The sequence below is a fragment of the Bacteroides rodentium JCM 16496 genome, assembly GCF_000614125.1.
GTDB lineage: Bacteria > Bacteroidota > Bacteroidia > Bacteroidales > Bacteroidaceae > Bacteroides > Bacteroides rodentium.
On the sequence record NZ_BAKJ01000021.1, the window covers coordinates 37530 to 59335 of the forward strand.

Annotated in this window: 15 protein-coding genes, 1 tRNA gene and 5 pseudogenes; 7 read left to right on the forward strand and 14 right to left on the reverse strand. The window is 50.8% G+C overall.

Annotated elements, in window-relative coordinates; genetic code table 11:
- The first annotated feature begins 7 nt into the window (after positions 1–7).
- Positions 8–442 (forward strand): nucleoside deaminase, encoded by a 435-nt coding sequence (locus tag JCM16496_RS10945; RefSeq protein WP_009037193.1) that lies wholly within the window; start codon positions 8–10, stop codon positions 440–442.
- Positions 443–479: 37 nt separating this feature from the next.
- Here the strand turns inward: JCM16496_RS10945 and JCM16496_RS10950 are convergent, their stop codons facing one another.
- The 3 genes from JCM16496_RS10950 to JCM16496_RS10960 all read right to left on the reverse strand — a co-directional run bounded on the left by JCM16496_RS10950 (position 480) and on the right by JCM16496_RS10960 (position 2257).
- Positions 480–782: a DUF4834 family protein gene (locus tag JCM16496_RS10950; RefSeq protein WP_025834279.1), complete on the reverse strand. Its 303-nt coding sequence runs from the start codon at positions 780–782 to the stop codon at positions 480–482.
- A 67-nt stretch (positions 783–849) separates the two neighbouring features.
- Positions 850–1557, reverse strand: a complete 708-nt coding sequence (gene pssA / locus JCM16496_RS10955; RefSeq protein WP_025834281.1) for a CDP-diacylglycerol--serine O-phosphatidyltransferase — start codon at positions 1555–1557, stop codon at positions 850–852.
- Between the two features lie 16 nt (positions 1558–1573).
- On the reverse strand, positions 1574–2257 hold the full coding sequence (locus JCM16496_RS10960; protein WP_025834283.1) for a phosphatidylserine decarboxylase family protein: 684 nt from the start codon (positions 2255–2257) through the stop codon (positions 1574–1576).
- Between the two features lie 170 nt (positions 2258–2427).
- Between JCM16496_RS10960 and dnaE the strand changes: the two are divergent.
- The 3 genes and pseudogenes from dnaE to JCM16496_RS10975 all read left to right on the forward strand — a co-directional run bounded on the left by dnaE (position 2428) and on the right by JCM16496_RS10975 (position 7149).
- A pseudogene (gene dnaE, locus JCM16496_RS10965) lies at positions 2428–6224 on the forward strand (DNA polymerase III subunit alpha).
- A gap of 166 nt (positions 6225–6390) precedes the next feature.
- Positions 6391–6704 (forward strand): annotated as a pseudogene (gene trxA, locus JCM16496_RS10970) (thioredoxin).
- A gap of 112 nt (positions 6705–6816) precedes the next feature.
- Positions 6817–7149, forward strand: coding sequence for a hypothetical protein (locus JCM16496_RS10975; RefSeq protein ID WP_025834285.1), 333 nt, complete (start codon positions 6817–6819; stop codon positions 7147–7149).
- Between the two features lie 163 nt (positions 7150–7312).
- Here the strand turns inward: JCM16496_RS10975 and JCM16496_RS21810 are convergent, their stop codons facing one another.
- From JCM16496_RS21810 to JCM16496_RS11000, 5 genes and pseudogenes are all read right to left on the reverse strand, one after another.
- Complete coding sequence (locus tag JCM16496_RS21810) at positions 7313–7531, reverse strand: immunity 17 family protein (RefSeq protein WP_128809557.1); 219 nt, start codon at positions 7529–7531, stop codon at positions 7313–7315.
- Between the two features lie 45 nt (positions 7532–7576).
- A complete protein-coding gene (tsaE, locus tag JCM16496_RS10985) occupies positions 7577–8002 on the reverse strand; it encodes a tRNA (adenosine(37)-N6)-threonylcarbamoyltransferase complex ATPase subunit type 1 TsaE (protein WP_005824185.1) in 426 nt (141 codons plus the stop codon).
- A gap of 109 nt (positions 8003–8111) precedes the next feature.
- Positions 8112–8922 (reverse strand): annotated as a pseudogene (locus tag JCM16496_RS10990) (metal ABC transporter permease).
- Positions 8923–8972: 50 nt separating this feature from the next.
- The gene (locus tag JCM16496_RS10995; protein WP_025834290.1) at positions 8973–9401 is read right to left on the reverse strand and encodes a hypothetical protein; all 429 of its coding nucleotides are present in this window, start codon (positions 9399–9401) and stop codon (positions 8973–8975) included.
- 320 nt (positions 9402–9721) lie between these two features.
- Positions 9722–10989 (reverse strand): annotated as a pseudogene (locus tag JCM16496_RS11000) (3-phosphoshikimate 1-carboxyvinyltransferase).
- Positions 10990–11167: 178 nt separating this feature from the next.
- On the opposite strand from JCM16496_RS11000, the gene JCM16496_RS11005 reads away from it, so the two are divergent.
- Positions 11168–11557 carry a DUF2721 domain-containing protein gene (locus tag JCM16496_RS11005; RefSeq protein WP_025834292.1) on the forward strand — a complete coding sequence of 130 codons (390 nt, stop codon included), beginning with the start codon at positions 11168–11170 and terminating at the stop codon, positions 11555–11557.
- A gap of 114 nt (positions 11558–11671) precedes the next feature.
- Here the strand turns inward: JCM16496_RS11005 and JCM16496_RS11010 are convergent, their stop codons facing one another.
- From JCM16496_RS11010 to JCM16496_RS11030, 5 genes and pseudogenes are all read right to left on the reverse strand, one after another.
- On the reverse strand, positions 11672–13270 hold the full coding sequence (locus JCM16496_RS11010; protein WP_025834293.1) for an aspartate:alanine exchanger family transporter: 1599 nt from the start codon (positions 13268–13270) through the stop codon (positions 11672–11674).
- 284 nt (positions 13271–13554) lie between these two features.
- Positions 13555–16826 (reverse strand): annotated as a pseudogene (locus JCM16496_RS11015) (S41 family peptidase).
- A 76-nt stretch (positions 16827–16902) separates the two neighbouring features.
- A complete protein-coding gene (locus JCM16496_RS11020) occupies positions 16903–17682 on the reverse strand; it encodes a DnaJ domain-containing protein (protein WP_025834294.1) in 780 nt (259 codons plus the stop codon).
- Between the two features lie 390 nt (positions 17683–18072).
- Positions 18073–18146: transfer RNA gene (locus tag JCM16496_RS11025), tRNA-Pro, on the reverse strand.
- 182 nt (positions 18147–18328) lie between these two features.
- Positions 18329–19078 carry a NigD1/NigD2 family lipoprotein gene (locus tag JCM16496_RS11030; protein WP_025834295.1) on the reverse strand — a complete coding sequence of 250 codons (750 nt, stop codon included), beginning with the start codon at positions 19076–19078 and terminating at the stop codon, positions 18329–18331.
- Positions 19079–19630: 552 nt separating this feature from the next.
- Here JCM16496_RS11030 and JCM16496_RS11035 point away from each other — a divergent pair.
- Positions 19631–20020, forward strand: a complete 390-nt coding sequence (locus JCM16496_RS11035; RefSeq protein ID WP_025834296.1) for an MmcQ/YjbR family DNA-binding protein — start codon at positions 19631–19633, stop codon at positions 20018–20020.
- Here the strand turns inward: JCM16496_RS11035 and aroB are convergent.
- Positions 20017–21078 (reverse strand): 3-dehydroquinate synthase, encoded by a 1062-nt coding sequence (aroB, locus tag JCM16496_RS11040; RefSeq protein WP_025834297.1) that lies wholly within the window; start codon positions 21076–21078, stop codon positions 20017–20019. The genes JCM16496_RS11035 and aroB overlap by 4 nt on opposite strands.
- Positions 21079–21374: 296 nt before the next feature.
- Between aroB and JCM16496_RS11045 the strand changes: the two genes are divergently transcribed.
- Positions 21375–21788: a hypothetical protein gene (locus tag JCM16496_RS11045; RefSeq protein WP_025834299.1), complete on the forward strand. Its 414-nt coding sequence runs from the start codon at positions 21375–21377 to the stop codon at positions 21786–21788.
- Positions 21789–21806: the final 18 nt, after the last annotated feature.

The window sequence follows — 21806 nt, forward strand, 5'->3', positions numbered from 1 at the left end:
ATTAAGGATGGACGATAGCTATTATATGAAGCAGGCGCTTTTGGAAGCGCATAAGGCCGGTGAACGGGGAGAAGTTCCCGTAGGTGCAGTTGTGGTGTGCAAGGACCGTATCATAGCCCGTGCCCATAATCTGACGGAGACTTTGACGGATGTCACCGCCCATGCCGAGATGCAAGCCATTACCGCTGCCGCTGCAACCCTTGGCGGCAAATATCTGAATGAATGTACTCTCTATGTCACAGTGGAACCCTGCGTGATGTGTGCCGGTGCCATTGCCTGGGCACAGATGGGGCGTCTGGTGTTTGGCGCCGAAGATGAGAAAAGAGGGTATCAGCGCTATGCCTCGCAGGCATTGCATCCCAAAACACAAGTTGTAAAAGGAATTCTGGCAGATGAATGTGCCGCCCTGATGAAAGAGTTCTTTGCCGCCAAGCGCAAATAATCCTTAATCCCTAATCCTTATCCTTAATTCCTACTCCCTACTCTTTGATTTCTTCAAAATCCACATACTCTCCCTCGTCTTTGGAGAACAGTTTCTTGTGGCGGGGACGTATTTCACCTTCTTCGGCTTGTACTTCCTCTTCAGAAGATTGTCTGTTGTCATTGTAGGAATACCCTCCCGGCTGGTAATTGCCATTTCCTTTTTGGTAGGGACCGGAGTTGGAGGAAGTACGGCGTCCGCCCAATCCGAATATGTTCCGGATGACAGTACCGATAATGCTGAGGCCAATGAGCAGAATGGCAATTATGATGATGAATAAAAATCCTAAAATATGAAACATGGGCTAATGTCTTTTTATGTGTTCGTTTTCTACGAACTTCAATACAACAACCGTGCCAAAGATTTGTTTATTTACTTTTCCTTGTAATAAGCGAAAGTAGTATATACCACACGATAATTGCAGCAAAGCTACAGATTCCCAAGAAGATGAGGAACGGAATGCAGACAAGCAGGAAAATGAAGCTTGTTTTATTGTCTTTCCATGACAGGTTCTTGAATTTGAGTGAGAACATTGGAATCTCCGATACAAGCAGCCATGAGAAAAGGCAGACCAGCAGCAACAGATAAACCGGATGGAAGCTGCCGCTCACCAGCCAGTCGTGAGCACCCGTCACCAATGAAGCCCAGAACAAGGCGTTGGCCGGAACGGGAAGTCCTACGAAAGAGCTCGTCTGGCGGGTATCGTTGTTGAACTTGGCGAGCCGCAGTGCCGAGAATACGGACAAAAGAAATGCGAGATAGGGGAAAACGCCGGCCAGGCTTTCCATTGCGCCCGAATAGTCCATTTCCTTGAACAGGGAAAATACAATCAGGGAAGGGGCCACTCCGAAACTGACATCATCTGCCAGGGAATCCAAATCCTTGCCGATAATGGAATGTGCGTCCAGTGCACGTGCCATCATGCCGTCGAAGAAATCGAATACGGCACTGAAGATAATGAAAGCGAGTGCCCATTCATATCTGGCTTCGAATGCCATGACACAGGCAATGCCCCCGGAGAATAGGTTCAGGCAGGTCAGGGTATTTGGAATATGGCGGGTAATGCAGTTTGCCATTGTTGTTCTTTTATTATTAAAGTTTGGCTATCACAGTCTGATTGCCGGTAGTCAGTTGTCCTAGTTTGACGAATACCTCGGTGCCCAACGGCAGAAAGACATCCACACGGGAACCGAATTTGATGAAGCCCATATGTTCGTCGATGTAGCATTCCTCGCCCGGTTCGGCATAGGTCACGATGCGGCGCGCCATGGCTCCGGCTATCTGTCGTGCCATAATCTCCACGCCTTCCGGAGTTTCTATTACTACGGTGGAACGCTCGTTGTCGGTGCTGGCCTTGGGCAGCCAGGCTTTCAAGAACTTGCCGTTTTGATGCCACACTTTCTTTACCGTACCGTCTACCGGATACCAGTTGGCGTGTACATTAACCAGGCTCATGAATATGGATACCATGATACGGCGGTCGTGGAAGTATTCGTTTTCCTCCACTTCTTCCACCACTACGATTTTACCGTCGGCAGGAGCTACTACGACTTTCTCCGTTTCCTGTCCGAACAAACGGATGGGACAGCGGAAGAAGTTCACAAGTATGCCATATACTATGAGGCTGATGACCGCTACTACGTAAAAAGGAACTTTGCATTCCAATCCGAAGTAAAGGGCGGCGTTGACAACCAGGAGCAGAACCAGGCTGCCTGCCAATGTATGTGTTCCTTCACGATGTATGCGTATCTTTTTTAATCTTTTTAATCGACCCATGTATATCGTATTTGCTATTTTAGATAGAAATTATCTGCAAAAATAGGCTTATTTTGAAAATCTAACAAGGATTTGGAGAGAGAAATGTGTATGTTGATAACTTTTTGGGAAATATTTTTGTTAGCTGTGATAGAGGTTGTAATTTTAGGCTCTCAATAGAAAGGATATATATGCAAGATTTTGTTCATTTACATGTCCATACCCAATACTCTCTCCTGGACGGTCAGGCAAGTGTCAGCAGGCTGGTTGACAAGGCCATGAAGGATGGTATGAAAGGCATCGCCGTGACCGACCATGGAAATATGTTCGGTATCAAGGAGTTCACCAACTATGTCAACAAGAAGAACAGCGGACCGAAGGGGGAGATAAAGGACCTCAAGAAAAGAATTGCCGGTATTGAAAGCGGTGAGATAGCGTGTGAAGACAAGGAAGCGGAGATTGCCGGTTGCCGTGCCAAGATGTCAGAAGCGGAAAGCAAGCTGTTCAAGCCGATTGTAGGCTGTGAAATGTATGTGGCACGCCGAACCATGGACAAGAAGGACGGTAAGCAGGACCAGAGTGGCTATCACCTGATTGTGCTGGCAAAGAATGAGAAGGGGTATCACAATCTGATAAAACTTGTATCGCATGCCTGGACAAGGGGATACTATATGCGTCCGCGTACAGACCGCAGTGAACTGGAAAAGTATCATGAGGGGCTGATTGTCTGCTCGGCATGTATCGGCGGCGAGGTTCCTAAGAAGATTATCAATGACCAGCTGGAAGAGGCGGAAGAAGCTGTACGCTGGTATAAGAATCTGTTTGGCGATGATTACTATCTGGAGCTTCAGCGTCATAAAGCTACTGTTCCCCGTGCCAACCACGAAGCCTATCCGCTTCAGCAGAAGGCGAATGCCAAAATATTGGAGCTTGCCCGGAAATATGACATTAAGGTCATCTGCTCCAATGACGTCCACTTTGTGGATGAAGAGAATGCGGAAGCGCACGACCGCCTGATTTGTCTGAGCACGGGTAAAGACCTGGATGACCCTACCCGAATGCTCTATACCAAGCAGGAATGGATGAAGACAAAGGCTGAGATGAACGCCTTGTTTGAGGATGTGCCTGAAGCCTTGTCCAATACCTTGGAGATTTTGGACAAGGTGGAGTATTATTCCATCGACCATGCTCCCATTATGCCTACGTTTGCTATTCCGGAAGATTTCGGAACGGAAGAGGAGTATCGGCAGAAATATACTGAAAAGGACTTATTTGATGAGTTTACCCAGGATGAAAACGGCAAGGTGGTGCTGGATGAGGATGCCGCCAATGCCAAGATAAAGCGTCTGGGGGGCTATGACAAACTGTACCGTATCAAGCTGGAGGCCGACTATCTGGCAAAGTTGGCATTCGACGGTGCCAGGAAGTTGTATGGTGACCCCTTGTCCGACGAGGTGAAGGAACGTCTGGTCTTTGAGTTGTACATCATGAAGACGATGGGTTTCCCGGGATACTTCTTGATTGTGCAGGACTTTATCAATGCCGCCCGCACGCAGCTGGGCGTTTCGGTAGGACCGGGACGTGGTTCGGCTGCCGGTTCGGCGGTGGCCTATTGCTTGGGCATCACGAAAATAGACCCGATTCAATACGACCTTCTGTTCGAGCGTTTCCTGAATCCCGACCGTATCTCTTTGCCTGATATCGATGTGGACTTCGATGATGACGGGCGTGGAGAAGTGCTCCGCTGGGTGACGGATAAGTACGGGCAAGAGAAGGTGGCGCACATCATTACATACGGCACGATGGCGACCAAGATGGCCATCAAGGATGTGGCGCGCGTACAGAAACTGCCTTTGAGCGAATCGGACCGTCTGTGCAAGCTCGTGCCGGATAAGATTCCCGACAAGAAACTCAACCTGCCCAATGCCATTGCCTACGTGCCCGAATTGCAGGCTGCGGAGGCTTCGCCCGATCCCCTGGTGCGCGATACGATGAAATATGCCAAGATGCTGGAAGGTAATGTACGCGGTACGGGTGTGCATGCCTGCGGTACTATTATTTGCCGTGACGACATCACGGATTGGGTACCCGTCAGCACGGCGGATGATAAGGAGACGGGCGAGAAGATGCTCGTAACCCAATATGAAGGTTCCGTCATCGAAGACACGGGACTTATCAAGATGGACTTCCTCGGACTGAAAACCTTGTCCATCATTAAGGAAGCCGTTGCCAATGTACGTCTGCACCGCGGCTTGGAACTCGACATCGACAAGATATCCATTTCCGACCCTGCTACCTATAAACTCTATTGCGACGGTCGCACCATCGGTACGTTCCAGTTTGAATCGGCCGGTATGCAGAAGTATCTGCGCGAGTTGCAACCGAGTACTTTCGAGGACTTGATTGCCATGAATGCCCTCTACCGACCGGGTCCTATGGATTATATCCCCGACTTCATCGACCGTAAGTGGGGACGCAAGCCCATCGAGTATGATATTCCTGTCATGGAGAAGTATCTGAAGGATACCTACGGCATTACGGTCTACCAGGAGCAGGTCATGCTTCTGTCGCGTTTGCTGGCGGACTTCACCCGTGGTGAATCTGATGCCTTGCGTAAGGCGATGGGTAAGAAACTGCGTGACAAGCTGGACCACATGAAGCCGAAATTCATTTCGGGCGGACAAAAGAACGGCCACGACCCGAAAGTGCTCGAGAAAATCTGGGCCGACTGGGAAAAGTTTGCATCCTATGCCTTCAACAAGTCACATGCCACCTGCTATTCGTGGGTGGCCTATCAGACGGCTTTCCTCAAGGCTAATTATCCGGCCGAATACATGGCGGCGGTCATGAGCCGAAGTTTGGCGAATATTACCGATATAACCAAACTGATGGACGAATGCAAGGCAATGGGCATCAATACATTGGGACCGGATGTAAATGAAAGTAACCTGAAGTTCACCGTGAACAAGGAAGGCAATATCCGTTTTGGCCTTGGTGCGGTGAAAGGGGTAGGCGAGGGTGCTGTGCAGAGCATCATGGAGGAACGCGAGAAGAATGGTCCTTCAAGGGTATATTTGATTTTGTGCAGCGTGTCAATCTGACAGCCTGCAACAAGAAGAACCTGGAATGTCTTGCTTTGGCGGGCGGGTTCGACAGCTTCCCGGAGCTGAAGCGAGAGCAGTATTTTGCTGTAAACTCCAAGAACGAGGTCTTCCTCGAAACCTTGGTGCGTTATGGTAACCGTTACCAGGCCGATCAGGCTGCGGCTGCAAACTCCCTGTTCGGTGGTGAGAATGTGGTGGATATCGCCACTCCGGAAATACCGGTAGCGGAACGTTGGAGCGACCTCGACCGTTTGAACCGGGAGCGCGATTTGGTAGGTATCTATCTGTCCGCACACCCGTTGGATGAGTATTCTGTAGTTCTGGAGCATGTTTGCAACACTCACATGGCAGAGCTGGAAGATAAGACGGCACTTGTGGGACGCGAAATAACAATGGGTGGCATCGTGACCGCCGTGCGTCGTGGTATCAGCAAGAACGGTAATCCTTACGGCATAGCCAAGATTGAAGACTATTCCGGTTCGGCAGAGCTTCCTTTCTTCGGAAATGATTGGGTGACCTATCAGGGGTATCTGGGTGAGCGTACCTTCTTGTTCATCAAAGCCCGTTGCCAGCCCAAGCAATGGCGGCAGGATGAGTTGGAGTTGAAGATAACCTCCATGGAACTGCTGCCTGACGTCAAGGAGAAACTGATTGAGAAGATAACCATTCTCATTCCGCTGGGTGTGCTGAACAAGGCTTTGATAACTGAACTGGCAGAACTGACCAAGGAACGTCCGGGCAGCACGGAGCTTTATTTCAAAGTCAGAGATGAGGATAGCAAGATGACGGTCGATTTGATTTCCCGTCCCGTGAAGCTTTCCGTGGGGCGTGAACTGATTACTTATTTAAAAGAGCGTCCGGACCTTGAGTTCAGGATTAATTAGTTATCTTTGTTGGAAAACGAAGATAGGCTGCACCTCAGCATAAAAAATGAACAAGTTCATTTTGTTTTGCATTCGGTTTGCACTATCTTTGCTTCGAAAGCGAAGGTTGATAAAACGCAATTGACAGTAAATTAATAATTATAGTTGACATTTAATATTAAAAGAAATGGCTTTAGAAATTACAGACAGCAATTTTCAAGAAATCTTGGCAGAGGGAAAACCGGTAGTTATGGATTTCTGGGCGCTTGGTGCGGCCCTTGTAAGATGGTGGGACCAATCATCGATGAATTGGCTACTGAATATGAAGGAAAGGTAATCATTGGCAAATGTGACGTGGATGAGAACGGCGACGTGGCTGCCGAATATGGTATACGCAACATCCCTACAGTCTTGTTCTTCAAGAATGGAGAGCTGGTGGACAAGCAGGTAGGTTCTGCTCCGAAATCTGCTTACGTGGCCAAGATAGAAGCGATATTATAAGGTACTATTTACAATTTACAATGTACAATTTGGCTGCGCATCATTCAAGGCGCTTCAATTGTACATTGTACATTGTAAATGGTAAATTAAACAACTCTTAAAATATAACGGTATGGGAATGGAAGACGATTTTTTGCAGAATGATGTCGATGATGAAAAGACCATCGAGTACATCAAGAATTATTTGCCGCAGGAGTTGAAAGAGAAGTTCTCTGACGACGAGTTCTATTATTTTCTCGATTTGATTGACGAGTACTATTCCGAGAGCGGCATCCTTGATGCGCAGCCGGATGCGGATGGGTACATCGAGATTGATTTGGGGAAAATCGTGGACTATATTGTCAAGGAAGCCCATAAGGATGAAATGGGTGACTATGATCCGGAAGAAATCCTTTTCATCGTACAAGGTGAGATGGAATATACGGAATCTTTGGGCGAAGAATAGTCTGTATCAAAAGTATAGGAAAAAGGGGTGTGTCAAAATTCACCACAGATTACACGGATTAACACAGAATGAGCTTAATCTACTGATAATCAAAGATGCTTATCTGTGTAAATCTGTGTAATCTGTGGTGAATACCAGTTTCGACACATCCTCTTTTTTGTTTTTATGTGGCTGGTGGCGTATTCAGAAAAAAGAAGACAGACGTGCCGATGAGGATGACACCCAATACGCCGTAGAACAGGCGGGCTTGTCGCCGCCCTACATTTTGTACGATAAACTGGGTGTTTCGGGCAGTAAAGAACCAGTTCCAGTCCAATATGGCTGCCAGCAAGGCGATGATGCCTGCGACGGCAAAAATTCCTTGAACGATGTATTGGCTCATGGAGAATTAAAAATTATAAATTAAAAATTAAAAAGAGGGGAGGGGTTATTCAAAGTCTTCCAGGGTGACTTTCCGCTCTCCGTTCTCTATTTCCTCAATGGTCACTTTGATGGTATTGCCCGGCAGAAGTTCCTCTACCAGCTCCGGCCATTCTATGAAGCAGAGGGCGCCGCTGTAGAAGTAATCTTCGTAACCCATGTCATACACTTCTTCCAGCTTCTTGATGCGGTAGAAGTCAAAATGGTAAATCAGTTCGCCGGCAGTGTCGGAACGGTATTCGTTGACAATGGCGAAGGTAGGGGAGGTGATGACGTCGGAAACGCCCAATTCCTCGCAAACGGCTTTGATGAAAGTCGTCTTGCCCGCTCCCATTTTTCCATAGAGGGCGAAGACGGTATTGTCACCCATTTCAGCGATGAACTGGCGGGCGGCTTCGTGAATCTGGTCTAATGACTGAATTTTGATTTCCATTGTGTCTTTTGATTTTTGTTTTTATTTTGTTTCACCACAGATTACACAGATTTTCACAGATTTTTTTTAATCAGTTCTGTGTGAATCTGTGTAATCTGTGGTGAAACCTTCAGCGTTGCAAATATAGCCAAAAACTCTTTCCCGTCTTGCAAATGGCATAGATAATGATGGAAAAGAATATGATGGATGCACCCGAGGGGACATTCAGGTAGAAAGAAATCATCAGCCGCCCAGGCAACTGAGGTAACCGATGCCGATGGAAAGCCAGATGATGCGGTGGAACCGGTGCGAGAACAAGTTGGCGGTCATCTGCGGAACGGTGAGCAGCGAAATGACCAGCACGATGCCCACCATGCGCAGGCATGCCACGATGGTAAGCGCAATGAACATCATCAGTACATATTCGAATACCTGCACCGGAATACCTTGCGAGAGGGCAAACTCCCGGTCGAAAGCTACGTAGATGATGGGATGGAGATACAGCGCGAAGAACAGTATCAGCAGCAGGGCAAGCCCGCCCAATAGAGCGATGTCGCTCCAGGTGATGGTGAGAATGTTGCCGAAGAGATAGGCGGACAGGTCGGGGGCGAATCCCGGCGAGAGGAAAGTGAACATGATGCCCAGTGCCATGCCCAATGTCCAGAATACGGCAATGGCAGAGTCTTCCCGCATATCCTTCCGCTTGCTGAGCCACTCTACTCCGAAAGCGGACAAGACGGCAAACAGGGCTGCCGAAAGGATGGGGAGATGCCCGCATAAAGTCCCAGACCGATACCTCCAAAAGATGCATGTGTCAATCCGCCGCTGATGAACACCAGTCTCCGGGTGACGATGTACGTGCCTATCAGCCCGCAAGCAATGCTTGCCAGCAGACTGCCGATGAGGGCATGTTGGAAAAAGGTGTATTGCAGTAGCTCCATTTATTCAATTGAAAATTAAGAATTAAAAATTAAAAGTCGGATGTGGAGTGTTAGGAATGGGGGGTGAGACGGCGTTCGCCGATGATGAGGAACACTTCATCCTTGATGTTGTCCGGCAGGGCTATGCCGCGCAGTTGCAGGCTGCGCACCCATCCGGCTACGTCCGTGTCTTGCATGGTGTAGAATACGTCGCGGAACTCGTCTTCCTGCTCGGGAGTATAGGCATCGGGAGCGGTGCCGATGTATTTGTCCAGCTCCTCGTCATCGTAATATTCTATTTGCTTGCTGACGGCTGCCAGCAGGCTGTCACGTTCGCAGATTTCATGCTGTCCGCAGCACTCGGCATCCACTTCCTGCACTTCGGGCATGGCGTCCAGTTCGCCGCGGTCTATCTTCTGCTGCAGTCGCCGGTAGCGTATAGTTCCGGCTGTGGCTGCCACGAGGGCAAGGACAATCAGGCTAATAATCAATATCCACATGGGCTTCTTTTCTCGTTTATACTAGTTCAAAACTTGCAGGCAAAGATAGGGAATAATGGTGAGAGAAGAAAAGCATGGACACTTTTTCTGGGGGCGAATCGCAAGGGGGTGAGGGGACGCATTCACTGGTACGGGGAGTTTATTTTTGTTTGTCGCCATTAAACTGGCAGTTTAGTAGGAATAAACTGTTGGTTTATCGGCGTTAAACTGACAGTTTATTGGCGTTAAACTATCAGTTTGTCGACGCTAAACCGGTAGTTTGTCGTCACTAAACTGACAGTTTGTTTTCATCAAACGGTAATAAACCGGTAGGTACTTGATTAATAGCGACTTGTCTGCTTGCTTTCGGCGGCTATCCCGAATCCGGCTTTCCGCAAGTCTTCCCAGTAAGCGGGGTATGATTTGGATACCACTTGCGGTTCGTCTATCCGGATATGTGGCAGGGCAAGGCAGGCGGGGGCAAATGCCATGGCCATACGGTGGTCTTCGTAGGTGGCGATAACGGGGTCGGTGTCTGCCGGGCAGCGTTCGCCGTCCCACAACAGGATGCTGTCTTGCTCGGAGCGCACGACGTAACCCAGCTTGCGCAGTTCCGTGATGAGGGCGGTGATACGGTCGGTCTCCTTTATCTTGAGGCTTTGCAGTCCGGTGAAGCGGAAAGGGATGTCCATCAGGCAGCAGGTGACGACAAAGGTCTGTGCCAGGTCCGGGATGTCCACCATGTCTTCGTCGAGACGGGTGGCGGGAGTACCCTTACGAGTCAGCCTTACTCCCCGGTCTGTATATTCGGTATGGACGCCGAGGCGGGCAAAGACTTCCGCGCCGCGGCTGTCGCTTGATAGCTGTGGGCGAAGAGACCGAGCAGTTCGATTCCTTCAATTTTTAATTTATAATTTTTAATTCCCTCTATTGCCATCATCTGATACCAGTAAGAAGCGGCGCTCCAATCGCTTTCCACGGTGAAAGGGGTATCCGTGTATCCGCCGGGGCTGACGGTGATGCAATCTTCGGAGGTCCAGTAGGCTTGGGCACCGAAGTCGCGCATCAGTTGCAGAGTCAGGTTGATGTAGGGGCGTGAGATGATGCTGCCCGTCAAGTGCAGGCGCAGGCCTTTGGGGAGGACGGCGCCAATCATCAGCAGGGCGGATATGTATTGTGAGCTGACGTTACCGGCGAGGGATATGTCGCTGCCGGTCAGTTCCGTCCCGGTGATGCGCAAGGGGGGGAAACCTTCGTTCCCGACGTATTCAATGCGGGCGCCGAGCTCCCGCAGTGCGTCTACCAGTATGCGGATGGGGCGTTGCTGCATGCGTTGCGTACCGGTGATGATGCGGGTGCCCGGAGTTACGCTGAGGTAGGCGGTGAGGAAACGCATGGCGGTGCCGGCGGCAAGGATGTCGATGTGCGTGGGGTTTCCGTCGAGGGCGCGGGTCATCACCATGGTGTCGTCACAGTCGCTCAGATTGCAGGGCAGGATGTTGCCATGGGCAAGGGAGTGGAGGATGAGGGCGCGGTTGCTGATGCTTTTGGAGGCCGGCAACTGTATGGTGGCGTGCAGGGCGGCGGGGGCGGAAATGGTATATCGCATGGTCGTATTTGTTAAGTTACGGTGGTAAGGAGTTTTTTTATTGTCGCTGCAAAAGTAGGATAAATCTTTGGGAAATGGAAAAAAGGGAACTTGTTTCTGTAGTTTCAATCTTTGGCTTATCTTTGCGGTAGTAAGTCCTGATATCGGGACGGATAGATATAATTAAGTAATCATGTTTATGGAAATAGATTTAACCACCCCCGCTTTGCTGTTTTCGGCCATATCGCTGATTATGCTGGCCTATACCAACCGCTTCTTGTCCTACGCACAACTGGTGCGCACCTTGAAGGAGCAATACATGGAAAATCCTTCTTCGGTGAAGGCGGCGCAGATTGCCAACCTGAGGAAGCGGCTCTACCTGACGCGTGCCATGCAGGTGGCGGGCATCGGCAGCCTGCTGCTGTGCGTGGTCAGCATGTTCTTTATCTATATCCGGCTCCATCTGCTTTCGGTCTATATCTTCGGTTTGGCGCTGATATTGCTGATTGTTTCGCTGGCTATATCGGTGTACGAAATATATATATCGGTGAAGTCCTTGGAGATACACCTCAACGATATGCGCGAGTAGCGGCTCTACGGGATGATGTTCCGTACGGGGAGCTTCAGCTCTCCCCAGTCAATCATGGCATTGAACAGTCTGACGGTGGAGACAAGTCTTCCGGTCTCTGTACGTCTGCGTGCGTCAATAGACTGCGGAGGCTATCACCTGGATTATCAGAATGAGGAATACCATGGCAATGGGATATACCGTGGCATAGGCCACGCTCGGTATGTTGCTGTCCGTCATGGAGTCGGCGGCGGCAAGGCCGGGCGTACTGGTCATACCGCCGGTGATGGTGCCCAGCAGGTCGAGAATGTTTATCTTGAATACGAACAGCCCGACGATGACGGCCACCAGCATGGGTACCAGCGTGATGGCGGCACCTACGCCGAACAAGAGCCAGCCGCTCTCCTGGAAGGTGGCTACCAGGTTCCGTCCTGCCGAGGTGCCTACTTCGGCCAGGAAGAGGAGCAGTCCCAGCTGGCGCAGCAGTTGGTTGGCAGGGCCGGACATGGACCACAGAATGGGGCCGGTCTTTCCGATGGCACTGAGCAGAAGGGCCACCATGAGGATGCCTCCCGTCAGTCCCGGCGAGAACGACAGACTGTCCGAGAAGGAGATGTTGAGCTTGCCGAAGAGTACGCCGAGCACGATGCCCAGGGCGATGGGAAAGAAGTCGGTGTCGGACAGCTGCTTGTTGTCGTTGCCCAGCAGGCGTGCCACGCCTTTAATGCCGTCTTTCTCGCCCACCACCATCAGCTTGTCGCCGAACTTCAGCGCCAGGTCGGGCGAGGGGGAGAGGTCGATACCGCTTCGGCGGACGCGGGTGACGGTACAGCCGAAGTTCTTCATCAGGTTGAGGTCGCCCAGCTGTTTGTTTATCATATCCTTCTTGGTGAGCAGCAGGGATTCAATCTCCTGCATGTCTGCGAGTGGCAGTTCGCCTTCTTCGCGCTGGCCCACGAGGACGGCGAGCTGGTTTAAGGCCTCTTCGCTGCCCACGGCTTGTATGTAGTCTCCCTCGTGCAGGATGGTCTGGGCGGTGGGGATGGCTATCTGCTGGCCCGTCTTGTGGCGCGAGATGACGGCACCGGTCATGGCGCGGGCGTTTATCTGGCCCAGGCTACGTCCGTAGATGGCGGCATTGGTGATGCGGAACACGCAGGTGGTGAGCTCGGGATACTGGCTGCGGCGTTCCTTCTCCAGGCGGCGGGCTTCCTTGTCAAGGTCAATACGCATAATGCGGGGCAGCAACTTGACGAAGAGGATGACGCCAATGACGCCGAAGGGATAGGCGATACCGTAGGCGATGGAGGCCAGCGGAGAGTGGGTGCTGTCGATGGCTACGGCAAGTCCCGGTGTGCTGGTCAGGGCACCGGCTATGAGGCCCACCACGCTGGGGGTGTCTATGTCGAAGGCGTACTTCAGCCCCACGGCGGTGAGGGCGGCGGAGCAGATGATGAGCAGGGTGATGATGATAAGCGTCTTGCCCTTGCTCCGGAAGGAGTCGAAGAATCCGGGACCGGCCTGGATGCCGATGGTGAAGATGAAGAGCACCAATCCGAAGTTTCCTAACTCTTTGGGGATGATGACACCGAAGTGTCCGAACAGCAGGGCAATGAAGATGACGGCGGAGACGTCGAGCGAAAGCCCTTTAATCTTGATTCTTCCCAACATGAAGCCTAAAGCCACAATGAGAAAGAGCGCGAAATAGGAGGAGTTTAACAAGTCAGCAAACATAATCAGTCAAAGAGTTAGGAGTTTATGTCACAAAGATAGTGCAAAAAAGTGAGATAGAAAAAGTATTGCTTCCTTGTGGCATATAAAAAAGATGATGTGCCATCAACCGTTTTGACACATCATCTTAATATGAGGGTATGTCAAAATTCACCACAGATTACACGGATTAACACAGAATGAACTTAATCTACTGATAATCAAAGATGCTTATCTGTGCAAATCTGTGTAATCTGTGGTGAATACCAGTTTTGATATACCCTCTCCTGCGTAGGGCAGGGCGGTACTTATTTTTCGAGTTCCTTCAGCAGCTCCTCTACGGCAGCTTTCAGCTGTGTGTCTTCTCCCTTCACGATGGTCTCGGGCGAATTGGCTACTTTGATGTCCGGCTCCAGCTGCGAGTTCTCCAGATAGCTGCCGTCCGGCAGGCGATAGCCGACGACGGGGATGCCGAATACGAGCGACGGGTCTTGCAGACGCTCCCACGACACGCTGGTCATGGTTCCCGGCACGGGCATACCTACCAGCTTGCCGATGCCGCGGTGGCTGTACACCCACGGCGTGCCGTGCGCATTGGAGTAGTTGGCCTCGCACATCACCATGATGGACGGCTTGTTCCAGCGGCGGCTGGGCATGTCGCACGCCTCGCGACCGCGCACCACCTGGGTGAAGTATTTCTGTCCGCTGAAAAGTATCTCTATATCCTCGTGCAGGCGTCCGCCGCCATTGAAACGGGTGTCGATGACGATACCTTCGCGGTTGTTGTACTTGCCCAGGATGTCCGAGTAGACGGAACGGAAACTGTCGTCTCCCATAGACTCGATGTGCACGTAGCCCAATCGACCGCCCGACCATCTATCTACGTCTGCCGCACGCTGTTTCACCCAGCGGCTGTAGAGCAAATCGCTGAACGCACCGTTCGTGATGGGGATAACGACCTCTTCCCAGCGCTCCTTGGTCTGCGGTTGAAGAGAGAAACGAGGATTTTCTTCCGTGCCTTGTTGTTGAGCAGCGTGTAGTAGTCTGCATCGGGGGTGATTTCCACGCCGTCTATCTTTTCGATGACTGTACCGGCTTTCACCCGGGTGTTGGCAGTATCGAAGGGGCCTTTCTCCACCACTTCGGCAATGAGCATGCCCCGGCCCGTGTAGTTCCAGTCGAAGAACAGTCCCAGGCTGGCAGTAGGTTCGGATTGCCCTTTGGGATAGAAACGACCGCCGGTGTGAGATACGTTCAGTTCGCCCAGCCATTCGCTCAGCAGCTCGGCAAAGTCATAATTATTGTCGATATGGGGCAGGAAGCGGCGATAGGCGGCGGTCATCTTGTCCCAGTCTACTCCGTGCATCGAGGTATTGTAGAATCGCTTCTGCTGCTGGCGGTACACGTGGTCGAACATGTATTCGCGCTCCGCAGCCAAATCCATCTTGGCATCTACCTGGAAGGTGATGGGGGTCAGCGCATCGGATGAAGTGTCCATTTTCTGCATCTTGCGGCTGCCCAGCAGGAAGAGGCTCTTGCCGTCCTTGTCCAGCTGCATGTCCGCCCATCCGGCGTCCATCTTGTGTAGCAGGCAGGTCTCCTTCTTGCGCAGGTCCATCTTCCAGAGGTCGTATCCGCCTTCGAAGGCAGCCAGGTAGTAGAGCGTCTCGCCATCCTTGGAGATGATGGTGCTGCCCATATCGGAAGAATTCGGGGTGAGGCGCACCACACGGTCTTCGATGCCTCGCAGCTCGACGACGATGTCTTTCGGCTGGTCATCTTTTTCGTCAGTATTGCTGTCTTTCTTGTCGTCTTTCTTCTTCTTATCCTTGTTTTTGCCTTGGGGGGTGTCTTTTCCGGCAGACTTCTTCTGCTCCTTCTCCAGCTCCTTGCGTAGCTCGTAGTCTTCCTTGCTCAGGCAGTATTTGTCGTAGGCGTCTTGGTTGAGGAAGACGAGCATGGCGTCGTTCAGAGAGCCCCATGAGGCGTGGGCACGCATGCCGTAGCGTTCGGTGGTGAAGAGGATGGCGTTGCCGTCCAGCACAAAGCGGGGATAGCCGCTCATGTAGCCGCTATTGGTGAGGTTGATGATGTCTTTGCCTCCCTCTGCGCTGACCAGGCCGATGTCGGAGTAGGGGTCGTGCTTGTTGCCGGTGAACTCAAGTGTAAACCACTTGCCGTCTGGCGACCATGCGTAGTCAAATCCTCCGCCGGTGCTGTACCAGGTGGAGCCGTCCGTAATCTGGCGCACCTTCTTCGTCTCCAGATTGAGCACCATCAGCCGGATGCGGTCTTCGATGAAGGCGAGTTCCTTGCCGTCGGGCGAGAATTGCGGATAGGCACGTTCCACGGTGGTGGAGGGCAACAGCACTTCTTCTTCAATCAGCGTGGCGTTCGGAAAGTTGGGGTCTTCCTTGCGGGCTATCTTGGCAAGGTAGAGTTGCCAGTTGCCGCCTCGCTCGCTGGCGTAGGCCAGGGTGCGGTTGTCCGGCGCAAAGGAGAGGCCCGCTTCGCGTGCCGGTGTGTGCGTCACCTGCTTGGTAGTGGCATAGTCTGCCGAAGTGACAAAGACTTCGCCGCGCAGAGTGAAGGCAATCTGCTTTCCGTCCGGGGACACAACGGCAGAAGTGGCTCCGTCGGAAGACTGCAGGTTGGCGAATTGCGACCGGTCATCGCGCACAATCTCTATGGCGACTTTCTTCGGGGTGGCATCCGGCTGCTGGGTATAGATTTCGCCGTCGTAACCGTAGCACAACGTCCCGCCGTCACTCATGGAGAGGAAGCGTACGGGATGTGTCTTGAAGCTGGTGATGGGTTTCACCTCTCGGGGCTGTGCCAGCGGGAAGGCATACACGTTGAATGAGCCGCCGTTTCTCTCACTCAGAAAGTAAACCGTTCTTCCATCGGGTGACAACACCGGGTTGCGGTCTTCGCCCGCGCGGTCGGTGAGGTTGGTATGGATACCCGTCTTTGCATCATACAGCCAGATGTCGCGGGTGATGGAGGAGGTGTGGTGCTTTCTCCATTCGTCTTCAAATCCCTTGCGGTCTTGGTAGAGGAACTGCTGGCCCGCCTTGTCGAAGCAGACCGCTTCGGCAGGGGTGCCCAGCACTTGCTCCGTACGCCCTCCTGTTGCAGGTACTTTGTAAAGCTCGGTCATGGCCGAAGTGGGGAAAAGAGCGCTGCTTGCCGGGTCCTGGATGGAGGCGGAAAACAAGATATACTTTCCGTCCGGAGTGAATGTGGAGGGTATCTCGCCGGTGGAGTGGGTAGTGAGCCGTTGGGCGGTTCCGCCGTCTGCCGGCATCACGAATACGTCGAAGTTGCCGTATCTGTCGCTGGCAAAGGCAATCTGTTTGCCGTCCGGCGACCATATGGGGGTACATTCGTAGCTCTCTTGGGTAGTAAGCTGTGTGGCGGTTCCACCTTTGGCGGGCACCTTGTAGATGTCTCCTTTGTAGCAGAATGCGATTTCCGTACCGTCGGGAGAGATTTGCACATCGCGCATCCAGAGCGGCGTGGCGGCATGTCCGGCAATGGCAGTAAGGCCTAGTGCAAGGATTGCAAGGGTTTTCTTCATAAGTGTGTGGGTTGATGTTAATATAGAATGTTTATAAACGTCATGATGCTGTCCACAAGGCAAGGAGCGGGGTGCGTCATTTCATACCTCGTGCCTTGTATATCTGCTCCTTGGCGTTGTTGATGCTTTGGAACTTCTCTTCTGCGGCTTTTTTGATGTCTTCGCCCAGCGTTGCCACCCGGTCGGGATGGTGTTTCAAGGCTAGGCGGCGGTAAGCGGCACGCACTTCGTCATTGGTGGCGGTAGGTTCAATTTCAAGTACTTTATAGGCCTCGTTCAGTGAGCTGCCGCCCAGGTTGAGCATGGATTCCACTTCCTTGACGGATAGTCCCATGTACATGGCCACTTCTTTCAAGGCTTCTATCTCCTCGTTGCAGACGTGTCCGTCGCTTTTGGCAATTTCTACCAAGAATACCAGCAGTTGCAAGCGTTCCTCGTATGTCAGGTTGGCGGCAATCTGCGTTCCGCAGTCACGGATGGTGTTTTTAAATGCCAGTGGGTTTTGTCTGTCCATCTGCTTGCGCTGTTCGAAGAGGTTGAGCAGTATTCGTTCTCCCTCGCCCACGGCAGCCTCACCGAATGTGCTTCTCAGAAAGCGGCGGACGAATTCCATTTCACTATGCATGATGCGCCCGTCTGCACGGATAATGTACGAAGCCATTACGAGCATGGAGAAGAGGAAACTGTTCCGTTGCCCGGTATAGGTAGTGCCGCGCGTTGGTTCTTCTCCATAATAACTGCCTGTGTCGCTTGAGTCGGTGTCGAACAGTGAACCGAATACAAAACCTGCCAGGGCTCCCAGCGGTCCTCCGGCCATGAAGCCGATGATGCCGCCTATCCATTTAGCTGCTCCCATAATTTTTCTTGTTTAAAGTGCAAAAATAGAGATTTCTTACGAGAATTCCAGTAAAAGTGGATGAAGTATTAGGAGATGGGGGAATGTTTTGCTTGTGCTGTGGATATTGCATTGGCAGACGGATATTCGAAATACAAGTAGATGACGGCAATGAGGCTTCTAACGGAGTGTATAAGATAGGAGTAGGGCAATAGTTGTCCTACGCTGTTTGTGATAATGGGTTTGCTTCTAATAGAAGAGTAAAAGAACCTATGCACAAAACTTTAAATGTTTCTCAAATATTATACCCACATACTTTTTGACTTGACCCCAAAAAAAGTGTAATCAAACAGTAATCGAGATAAAGAAAAAGGAGCTAAGTCTTAGACTTAACTCCTTAATGCTCAACAGTCGGGATGACAAGATTCGAACTTGCGACCACACGCCCCCCAGACGCGTACTCTACCGGGCTGAGCTACATCCCGAATTGCGGGTGCAAATGTACGGCTTTATTTTAAAATAGCAAATATTTATAGCGTTTTTTTATTGAATGAACCTATATTTTGCAGTTTCAAGGCTTTCGGTCAACGTGTCCTGCTCTCTTTTTACTTGTATGCCTGCTTCGCAAGGCAATGGCTTTGAGCGGGCAGGCATACTTTGAATGAAGTTATTGCAGGTTTAGGCTGTTTCTTACGGAAGTGACAGCCGGACTTTCGGGCGTTACGGATTTCCGGGTACAATAATCGAATTCCACAGACTTTTCGCCGCTGAATGATTTCCACTTCAGTTTCAATTTAACGGTCTTGCCTTCTGTATCAGGCAGGGCATCCAACTTGAAAGCAACCAGTCCGTCCGCATACCTGCCGTAAATGTCGCCCTTGGCATTGTGGCGGAATTCTACTTCATACGGGTTTTCCGGATTCTCGCTCAGCAGCAGATTGACAAAGTGCTTTGTTTGATAATCTCCTTGCTGAGTTCTAAAGCGAAGGGTCAGATAACCGTCTTCTGCAATGGTCACCCAATCGTTTACTATTTCCACCGGGTCGGTGCCGTATACGGCATCGTTCTCTTCACCTAAATCCGGGGCGATGGGCTTGGTAAGGATACTGTCTATCCAGTTTATATATACGGCTTGGGTGTAGATGTCACTGGGCTCGTCCACTTCCTTGTAGTTTACCAAAGCGCGGACTTCCTTCTCGCCGTAGGGAGATTTCGTCATGTTGGTAGGCAGCAGAGTGGTCTTGTCATCCAATTGCAGAAAGACAGTCTGGTCTGTATCGGTCTTTACCGTTACCAGGGCATTGGGGAATCTCATGGCGTAATCATCATCGTCGTCCAGGCACGATTGGAGGCTCAGAGAACCGATGGCTGCAAGGGCGATTAGAATTTTCTTGTTAAAGAGTAAGTTCATTTTTATGGGTTTTTAGTTGAACAATTCAGAAAGTAATTTTCTGTAAAAAGAAACGGCAAAGTGATAGAAAGACTGCATAAGGTTTGGTTAATAAATAATAAAGGATGCACCCGCAGAGTAGAGATTTGTGCCGCTAAACCTCAGGTTTACTTTTGTCATGCTGGGCATATTTGCAGGAATGAAAGGATGAACTTAAGGTGTTGCAAACAGATATTATGTAGCTATTTCTGTGTGAAAATAAGGCTGAATGGGCATTGCTTTCATTCATACATGAACCGTGTTTCAGGAGGACTTAGAATTCACCCTCATGTAAGATTGACCTGTTGGGGGAATTAACGGCTTTCATGTCTTCTTCTTGGAGGTATGCACAGATTTTATTTTGTTCTGTTTGTCGGAATTCCCACGTCATTTAATTCCGTCTACGGTAAGATTGCTGGTCTTTCGGGAAGAAGATAGGTTTTAGTTCCGGATTCGATTGCGATAATTTGCCTGTTTTGCTATGGCAAATCAGTCTTGTTTTGTATTTTTGTCTTTTCAGAAGAAAGGAGGAATTTAGCGGTGAATGTGGAAGAATTCAGAGAATACTGTCTCTCCTTGCCGGGAGTGAGCGAGAAGATGCCTTTTCCTAATGTGGCCGACAGATACAGCCGTGATGTGCTTTGCTTTTATGTGGGCGACAAGTGGTTCTGCTTTGTCAATATCGAAGTGTTCGACTTCTGTTGCATCAAGTGCTGCCCGGAGGAATCGACGGAGCTGCGGGCAAGGTACGAGGGGGTGAAGCCGGGATGGCACATGAACAAGAAGTATTGGAACAGTGTGTATTTTAATCAGGATGTGCCGGACAGCATCGTCCGTAAACTAGTGGAGCGTTCCTATCGGCTGGTGTTGGAGAGCCTGCCCAAAAGGGAGCGGGAGAAAGCGCTTGCGGGCGGTGAGGGAGGCGTTTAGCCCCCCATGCACTCCCTGTAAAAATCGAACATCTCGAAGATGGTGTCCTTGTCTGCCGTCTGGTTGAGGCAGATGTCACCCACCTCTTTCAATAAGGTGAAGTTGATGACTCCGGCGGCATTCTTCTTGTCATGCTTCATCAGTTCGTACAGCTGGTCGTACTGCTTGCAGTTGAAGGCGAAGCCGCCGTAATTCTCTTTGACGAACCGGATGGCCTGGCGCATCTTGTCTTTCGGGAATCCGGTCTTTATATAAGAAAGGTAGAGTTCGCAGACCAGCCCCCACGCCACTGCATAGCCGTGCAGCACCGGACGCCCTTCGGCAAGGGCGAGGCTCTCGAAGGCGTGTCCCACGGTGTGCCCCAGGTTCAAGGCTTTGCGGATGCCATGTTCCTGCGGGTCTTCTTCTACAATGCGTTCCTTTACCTGCACGGAACGTCCTACCATGGACTTCAGCAGGGTGTAGTCTATCTTCTCCGTATCGAAGGCCAGCAGTTCTGCCAGATGTTCCGGGGTACTGATGAGGCCGTGCTTCAGCATCTCCGCATAGCCGGAGAAGAAGTTATGGTCATCGAGGCTGCGCAGGAATTCGGTTTCCAGCAGCACGCAGGCGGCGGGAGCAAAAACGCCGATTTCATTCTTCAGACCGTTGAAGTTGATGCCCGTCTTGCCTCCCACGGAAGCGTCGACCATGGCGAGCAGCGTAGTGGGGACATTGATGTAGGCGATGCCCCGCTTGAAGGTGGAAGCGGCAAAACCGCCAAGGTCGGTCACCATGCCGCCGCCCAGGTTGATGAGCAGGGAGTGTCGGCTGGCCCCTTTCTCGCTCAGGGCTTGCCATACGGCAGCCAGCGTTTCCAGATTCTTGTGCACATCTTCTGCCCCGATAATAATCTCTTCCGCTCCGTCCAGGGCGGGGATACCGTCCAGATGCGGGCGGCAGAGGCGGTGGGTATGCTCGTCGGTAAGGATGAAAAGCTTGTCATGGGGACACTTCTCTATGGCATGCGTCAGGCTGTTTGCCAGTCCTTCGCAAAGGATTACTTCTTGTTTACTCATCTTGTCAAGTACAATTTACTAATTACAAATTACCAATTACGAATTGCTGATGTTACGGATTATGAAGGAAAGAGTGCCTTCTTCATTATATTGTGGCACAAAGATAGCTCTTTTGACAATAAAATGTTATCTTTGTCCCGTGAAATTCTGTGGGTGGTGAGGCGTTTCCGTCCCCCGGCTTGTCCGGGAACTTAAAATCCGCATCTAAAAAATAATCAAAAAGAAAGCAACCACAAGGTTTTCGGACAGACACCCCGCCATTTGTAATTAGTAAATTGTAAATTGTACTTGATAAGATGAGAGCATTACTTCCCGTTTATTGCCGTCCGCTGGGTTATTTCATCATAGCTCTGGCGTTGTTCCTCCCTTTCATGTTCCTATTGTGGGGAAAAGTGACAGATGCCAACTTGCTGTTCTATAAGGAATGCTCCAAACTCCTGATGATGATGGGGGCGCTGATGATAATCTTTGCCTTGACGAAGAACGAGAATAAGGAGATAGAGCAGGTGCGCAACAAGGCCACGCGCAACGCCATCTTTCTGACCGTTCTTTTCGTTTTCGGCGGTATGCTCTACCGGGTGGCGCAGGGGGACCTCCTTTCGGTCGATTCTTCTTCTTTTCTCATATTTCTTATATTGAATGTGCTTTGCTTGGAATTTGGTATAAAGAAAGCGACAGTTGATAGATTATTTAAGCGGAATAGTCGATAAATAAAGCAAATCGTCATG